The organism is Bradyrhizobium sp., assembly GCF_049691595.1.
Taxonomy (GTDB): Bacteria; Pseudomonadota; Alphaproteobacteria; order Rhizobiales; family Xanthobacteraceae; genus Bradyrhizobium.
The window spans coordinates 1-7,081 of sequence record NZ_JBAVNZ010000264.1; the positions used below are offsets into that span (position 1 = coordinate 1).

The 7,081-nt window shown below is 62.9% G+C and carries 7 protein-coding genes; 3 read left to right on the forward strand and 4 right to left on the reverse strand.

The window, feature by feature from the left end; translation table 11 throughout:
* Window positions 1-187, forward strand: a 187-nt coding sequence (gene lpxI / locus WCE35_RS11770; RefSeq protein ID WP_424593512.1) for a UDP-2,3-diacylglucosamine diphosphatase LpxI domain-containing protein, incomplete at its 5' end; no start/stop codon positions are given.
* A complete protein-coding gene (gene lpxB / locus WCE35_RS11775) occupies window positions 187-1,377 on the forward strand; it encodes a lipid-A-disaccharide synthase (RefSeq protein ID WP_424593513.1) in 1,191 nt (396 codons plus the stop codon). The genes lpxI and lpxB, both read left to right, overlap by 1 nt.
* A gap of 202 nt (window positions 1,378-1,579) precedes the next feature.
* On the opposite strand, the gene gltA is transcribed toward lpxB, so the two are convergent.
* A complete protein-coding gene (gltA, locus tag WCE35_RS11780) occupies window positions 1,580-2,884 on the reverse strand; it encodes a citrate synthase (protein ID WP_424593514.1) in 1,305 nt (434 codons plus the stop codon).
* Window positions 2,885-3,051: 167 nt separating this feature from the next.
* The gene (gene gltX / locus WCE35_RS11785) at window positions 3,052-4,473 is read right to left on the reverse strand and encodes a glutamate--tRNA ligase (RefSeq protein ID WP_424593515.1); all 1,422 of its coding nucleotides are present in this window, start codon (window positions 4,471-4,473) and stop codon (window positions 3,052-3,054) included.
* Window positions 4,474-4,615: 142 nt separating this feature from the next.
* Here gltX and WCE35_RS11790 point away from each other — a divergent pair, with 142 nt between their 5' ends.
* On the forward strand, window positions 4,616-6,283 hold the full coding sequence (locus WCE35_RS11790) for a glutamine--tRNA ligase/YqeY domain fusion protein (protein ID WP_424593516.1): 1,668 nt from the start codon (window positions 4,616-4,618) through the stop codon (window positions 6,281-6,283).
* A gap of 57 nt (window positions 6,284-6,340) precedes the next feature.
* Here the strand turns inward: WCE35_RS11790 and WCE35_RS11795 are convergent, their stop codons facing one another.
* Window positions 6,341-6,607: a Txe/YoeB family addiction module toxin gene (locus tag WCE35_RS11795; RefSeq protein ID WP_424593517.1), complete on the reverse strand. Its 267-nt coding sequence runs from the start codon at window positions 6,605-6,607 to the stop codon at window positions 6,341-6,343.
* A complete protein-coding gene (locus WCE35_RS11800) occupies window positions 6,604-6,882 on the reverse strand; it encodes a type II toxin-antitoxin system Phd/YefM family antitoxin (RefSeq protein ID WP_424593518.1) in 279 nt (92 codons plus the stop codon). The genes WCE35_RS11795 and WCE35_RS11800 overlap by 4 nt, the downstream gene beginning before the upstream one ends.
* Window positions 6,883-7,081: the final 199 nt, after the last annotated feature.

Genomic DNA, 7,081 nt, shown 5'->3' on the forward strand with positions numbered 1-7,081 from the left:
CCCCAAGCGCGGCCAGGACCTGCGCTATGACTTGCCCACGGTCGGGCCGCGAACGATCGAAGGCGCGGCCAAGGCGGAACTCGCCGGCATCGCCATCATCGCCGGCAGCACGCTGGTGGCGGATTCCCAGGCCATGATCGAAGCCGCCGACAGGGCCGGACTTTTCGTTCAGGGCGTCGGCGAATGATGGCGGCGCGCCCAATCGCCACGGTGGGGCGAAAGATCTTTCTGGTCGCGACCGAGGAATCGGGCGACCGGCTCGGCGCCAGTCTGATGAAGGTGTTGCGCCAGCGGCTCGGCGACGCCGTGCATTTCGAAGGCGTCGGCGGCCGGGCGATGGCGCGCGAAGGCCTGGAGTCGCGGTTTCCGATCGAGGAGCTGTCGATCATCGGGTTGGCGGCGGTCGTGAAGCAGCTGCCAAAAATCTGGCGGCTGATCCGGGAGACCGCGGCCGCGGTGACGGAGGCCGCGCCCGACGTTCTCGTCATCATCGACAGTCCCGATTTCACCCATCGCGTGGCCCGCCGCGTCCGTGCCAGCGATCCCCGCATCCCGATCGTCGACTACGTCTCTCCTTCGGTCTGGGCCTGGCGCCCGGGGCGGGCGCGCGCGATGGTCAGCTACGTCGATCACGTGCTGGCCTTGCTGCCGTTCGAGCCGGAAGCCTATCGAAGGCTGCGCGGCCCGCCCTGCAGCTATGTCGGCCATCCCCTGACCGAGCAGCTCGCCTCGCTGCGGCCCGGCGCCGATGAAGCGAAGCGGCGGGATACGCCGCCGCCGCTGCTGCTGGTGCTGCCCGGCAGCCGCCGCGGCGAAATCCGCCACCACATGGCGGTGTTCGGCCAGGCGCTGGGCCGGCTGCGCGACGCGGGCACGGCGTTCGAGCTGATCCTGCCGACGATGCCGCATCTTGAGGCCACGATCGCGGAAGCGCTGGAACAGTGGCCGCTGCAACCCAAAATCGTGGTCGGCGAGCAGGACAAGCGGGCGGCGTTTCGGATCGCGCGCGCAGCACTGGCGAAATCCGGCACCGTGACGCTGGAACTCGCGCTGGCCGGCGTGCCGATGGTCGCGGCCTACCGGACCGGCGCGGCGGAAGCCTGGATCCTGCGCCGGGCCATCAAGGTGAGTTCGGTGATCCTCGCCAACCTCGTGATCGGCGAGAACGTCGTGCCGGAATTTTTGCAGGAGGATTGCACGCCGGAAAAACTGGCGCATGCGCTGCGCGAGGTGCTCGGCGATTCCGTCTCGCGGCGGAAGCAGGTCGAGGCGTTCGCGAAGATCGACCGGATCATGTCGACCGGCAAGCAGCCGCCCAGCGTGCGGGCAGCCGACATCGTGCTGGCGACAATGCAGAAGGCGCGGCGGTCGGGTTAGACCGTCGGGGGATTGTCGGGCGCAACGCGCCGCGGGATCGCGAACGCATATTCGAACAGAGCCCCGTCATTGCGAGCGCAGCGAAGCAATCCATTCTTTCTTTTTGCGGCCGCAGTGGATTGCTTCGCTGCGCTCGCAATTGCGAAAAGCCGGACGCGGCAATCGCATCCGGCTTTCGACTGAAACCATAACCTGGGGCGACCTACTTCCGACTGGCGATGTCGAGATAATCGCGGCGGGGAGCGCCGGTATAGAGCTGGCGCGGGCGGCCGATCTTCTGGTGCGGATCCTCGATCATCTCGCTCCACTGGCTGATCCAGCCGACAATGCGGGCGACCGCGAACAGCACGGTGAACATCGAGGTCGGGAACCCCATCGCCTTCAGCGTGATGCCCGAATAGAAGTCGACATTCGGATAGAGCTTGCGATCGATGAAATACTGGTCGTGCAGCGCGATCTTTTCCAGTTCCAGCGCCACCTTCAGCATCGGATCGTCGTCATGGCCGGTCTCCGCCAGGACCGCGTGACACATCTTCTGCATGATCTTGGCGCGCGGGTCGTAGTTCTTGTAGACGCGATGCCCAAAACCCATCAGGCGAACTTCGCTGTTCTTGTCCTTCACCTTCTTGATGAAGTCGGGAATCTTGTCGACGGTGCCGATCTCGGCCAGCATCGCCAGCGCCGCCTCGTTGGCGCCGCCATGCGCCGGGCCCCACAGGCAGGCGATGCCGGCGGCGATGCAGGCGAACGGGTTGGCGCGGGAAGAGCCGGCGATGCGCACCGTCGAGGTCGAGGCGTTCTGCTCATGGTCGGCGTGCAGGATGAATATCTTGTCGAGCGCGTTGGCGAATACCGGATTGGCCTTGTAGTCCTCGCAGGGCACCGCGAAGCACATGTGCAGGAAGTTCTCGGCGAAGGAGAGCGAGTTCTTCGGATACATGAAGGGCTGGCCGATGGTGTATTTATAGGCCATCGCCGCCAGCGTCGGAATTTTCGCGATCATGCGCATCGAGGCGATCATGCGCTGCTGCGGATCGTTGATGTCGGTGGAGTCGTGATAGAACGCGGCCAGGGCGCCGACGGCCGCCACCATGATCGCCATCGGATGGGCGTCGCGGCGAAAACCCTGGAAGAAGCGCGCCATCTGCTCGTGAACCATGGTGTGATGGATCACGCGGTTGTCGAAATCGTCTTTTTGGGCCTTGGTCGGAAGCTCGCCGTAGAGCAGGAGGTAGCAGGTCTCGAGGAAATCGCCCTTTTCGGCGAGCTGCTCGATCGGATACCCCCGATACTCCAGAACGCCGGCGTCGCCGTCAATGTAGGTGATCCTGGACTGGCAGCTGCCGGTCGAGGTGAAGCCGGGGTCGTAGGTAAACATCCCGGTCTGGCTGTAGAGCTTGCCGATGTCGATGACATCGGGCCCAACGGTGCCGCTGAGAATCGGGAAATCGTAGGTCTTGTTGCCTACCGTGAGCGTTGCCGTCTTGCTGCTGGATTTTGCGTCCATCGTGTCGTCCCAAATGAAATTATTGCGAAAAACCGGGCCGCCCGGGGATGCCGTTCTCTGGCAGATAGCAACGCAGGCCGGATTGTCTAGAAGGCGGCTTCAAATGCCTAGCTAGCTTATTGCCCTGTGCACTGCAAGATAGACCCTTGGCGGTTGCATGGTATGTCTCATGCAACCTGATCGCCGAGCCGGGCCAGGCATTCCTGCTGTCCCAGCACCGCCAGAACGTCGAAGATGCCGGGCGAGGTGGTCCGCCCGGTCAGCGCCACCCGGAGCGGCTGGGCGACGGCGCCAAGCTTGAGGTTGTGCGCGTCGGCGAAATTTCGCATGGCGGCTTCGGTCGCCTCCGCGCTCCATTCGGTGACCGCCCCGAGCGCGGTGCGAAGCCTTCCGATCAGCTCGCGGGTTTCCGGGGTCAGCAACGCGGCCGCCTTCGACTCGAGCTGCAGCGGGCGGTCGGCAAAGATGAAATAGGAACCCGCGATCAGCTCGATCAACGTCTTGGCGCGCTCCTTCAGGCTCGGCATCGCCTTGAGCAATTGCGCGCGCGTGGTGTCGTTGAGTTTCGCCTTCAGATCAGCGCCATCAGAGACGTAGTCCAGCACGCGCTCGAACTGGGTCACGAGGAATTGATCGTCGGCATGACGGATATAGTGGCCGTTGAGATTTTCCAGTTTGGCAAAATCGAACCGCGCCGCCGAGCGGCCGATCGCAGGCAGGTCGAAGGCGTCGATCATTTCCTGCGTCGAAAAGATCTCCTGGTCGCCATGGCTCCATCCGAGCCGTACCAGATAGTTGCGCAGCGCCGCCGGCAGATATCCCATGGCGCGGTAGGCATCGACACCGAGCGCGCCATGGCGCTTCGAGAGTTTCGAGCCGTCGGGTCCGTGGATCAGGGGAATGTGGGACATGTTCGGAATGTCCCAACCCAGCGCATCGTAAATCTGTTTCTGGCGCGCGGCATTGATCAGGTGGTCGTCGCCCCGGATGACGTGGGTGACGCCCATGTCGTGATCGTCGACCACGACCGCCAGCATGTAGGTCGGATTGCCGTCGCCGCGCAGCAGCACGAGATCGTCGAGGTTCTCGTTCTGCCAGACCACGCGGCCCTGGACCTGATCCTCGATCACGGTCTCGCCGGTCTGCTGTGCCTTGAGGCGGATGGTGGGCTTCATGCCCGCCGGGGCTTCCGAAGGATCGCGGTCGCGCCACATTCCGTCATAGAGGCGGGTGAGGCCCGCAGCGCGCGCCTTCTCGCGCATCGCGGTCAGTTGTTCCGGCGTGGCGTAGCAGCGATAGGCCTTGCCGCTGGCGAGCAATTGCTCGGCCGCCTCGCGGTGGCGGGCGGCGCGGCTGAACTGGTAGATCACCTCGCCATCCCAATCGAGCTCGAGCCATTTCAGGCCATCGAGAATCGCCGCGATCGCGGCCTCCGTCGATCGCTCGCGATCGGTATCCTCGATCCGCAGCAGCATCCTGCCGCCGCGCTTCCTGGCATAGAGCCAGTTGAACAAAGCGGTGCGGGCGCCCCCGATATGAAGGAAGCCGGTCGGCGAAGGGGCGAAGCGGGTGACGATGGAATCGGTCATGACAAGGGTGGGGCATATGCGGGAACGGCGGTGGTGTATAGCAGGAACCGGGCATAACGAAACCCTCGCCTTGCCAATGCGGGCTTGGCTCAACCGGGCGAATTTGGCACAAGGTCCGCTTCGATCCGAACAGGAATTTGGAATGACGACAGAACCGGTGGCGGCAGAGACGGGGCGCGATTTCATTCGCGACATCATTCAGGCCGATCTCGATTCGGGCAGGCATAAAGGGATCGTGACGCGATTCCCGCCGGAGCCGAACGGCTATCTGCACATCGGCCACGCCAAGTCGATCGCGCTCAATTTCGGCATCGCGCAGGAGTTTTCCGGGCGCTGCCACCTTCGCTTCGACGACACCAATCCGACCAGGGAAGAGCAGGAATATATCGATTCGATCCAGGCCGACGTGCACTGGCTCGGCTATGACTGGGGAACCGATCTCTACTACGCTTCCGACTATTTCGAGCGCCTGTACGACTGGGCGGAGGGCCTGATCAGGGACGGGCACGCCTATGTCGACGACCAGTCGCCGGAGGAAATCCGCCTCACGCGCGGCACGCTGACCGAGCCCGGCAGGAACAGCCCGTTTCGCGATCGCTCGGCCGAGGAGAACCTCGATCTGTTCCGCCGCATGAAAGCGGGCGAATTTCAAAACGGCGCCCGCGTGCTGCGCGCCAAAATCGACATGGCCTCGGGCAACATCAATCTGCGCGACCCCGTGCTCTATCGCATTTTGCACGCCACCCATCCGCGCACCGGCGACAGATGGTCGATCTATCCGAGCTACGACTATGCCCACGGCCAGTCGGATGCGATCGAGGGCATCACCCATTCGATCTGCACGCTGGAGTTCGAGGACCACCGGCCGCTCTATGAATGGCTGCTGGAAAAACTGCCGGTGCCATCGAAACCGCGGCAGTATGAGTTTGCACGACTGAATCTCACCTACACGCTGCTATCCAAGCGCGTGCTGACCCAGCTTGTGCGCGACGGGCATGTGTCCGGCTGGGACGATCCCAGAATGCCGACGATTGCCGGATTGAAGCGGCGCGGCGTGCCGCCGGCGGCGATCAGGGAATTCGTCAAGCGCATCGGGGTCGCGAAAGCCAACAGCGTGGTCGATGTCGGCATGCTGGAGTTCTGTATCCGCGAGCACCTCAACAAGACCGCGCTGCGGCGCATGGCGGTGCTGCGGCCATTGAAGGTCGTGATCGAGAACTATCCCGAAGGCCAGGTCGAGGAACTCGAGGCCGTCAATCACCCCGACGATCCCGCGGCCGGCACCCGCCGGATCGCGTTCGGCCGCGAACTCTATATCGAGCGCGACGATTTCATGGAGAACCCGCCGAAGAAATTCTTCCGCCTTTCGCCGGGCAGCGAGGTGCGGCTGCGCTACGCCTATTTCATCAAGTGCCGGGAAGCGATCAAGGACGCGGCCGGCGAGGTCGTGGAGCTGCGCTGCACCTACGATCCCCTGACCAAGGGCGGCAACGCCCCGGACGGACGCAAGGTCAAGGCGACCATGCACTGGCTGTCCGCGGCGCAGTCTGTGCCCGCGGAAATCCGCATCTACCATCAGCTGTTCGCAAAGCCCAATCCGGACGCCGCCAATTTCGCCGCCGACCTCAATCCGCGGTCGCTGGAGATTCTGAAGGACGCGCGGATCGAGCCGGCGATCGCGGCGACGAATTCGAGCGAGGTGATGCAGTTCGAGCGCCAGGGCTATTTTGTGCGCGACAGGGATTCGACGCCGGATCGGCCGGTGTTCAACCGTACCATCGGCCTGCGCGACAGCTTTGCGAAAGGGTGAGGCGGAGGCGGCAAGGGGTGAGGCTATCCGATGCGAAGTGTGGCCGCATGCCCTTAGTTAGTAGTGGTACCTGCACTGGACAATTTCGAGCTTGTGGTCTTCGCCCTTGCCAGACACGCGATAAACGAGCCGATGCTCGCCGGTAATTCGACGAGACCACCATCCCTGAAGCGCATGCTTGAGAGGCTCCGGTTTTCCAGGTCCTTTGAACGGATCGCGTTTGATGTCCTTGATCAGGTCATTGATGGCGGAAAGCGTTTTCTGATCTTCAGTCTGCCATTGCAGATATTCTTGCCATGCATGCTCGGTCCACACGACCTTCATGGCTTGGCAGAATTCGGTTTCGCCGGATCAACCAGATCGCGCTCGGTCGCTTTTCCCGCATCGGCGTCACTGATGGAGCGCAACAGCCGAGCTGCGTTTGCGGGACTCTTGAGCAGGTGAACTGTCTCTATCAGACCTTCATAGTCTTCCTCGGACAGCATCACGACGCTTCTGGCGTTTTGACGGGTGACAAACAGCGGCGCGCGGCCGTCGCATACTTCATCCATGTAGGATGAGAGATTATTGCGTAGCTCGGTGTAGGAAACGTGGGCCATCGTCGGATCCTTTCGTTGTACATATATCTGTACAAGTACGAATAATGTCAATGTTCGCTTCAGATTGATGAGACCGTTGAAGGTTGCTTTTCACCACCCACACGTTTCGGTAGCATAGCCATCTCCCGGGTATCGCGGGGCGAGAGATGGCGGAGCAGGCGACACCAGGGCAGCGGCGAGGCTATGCCGGGACCTGGCC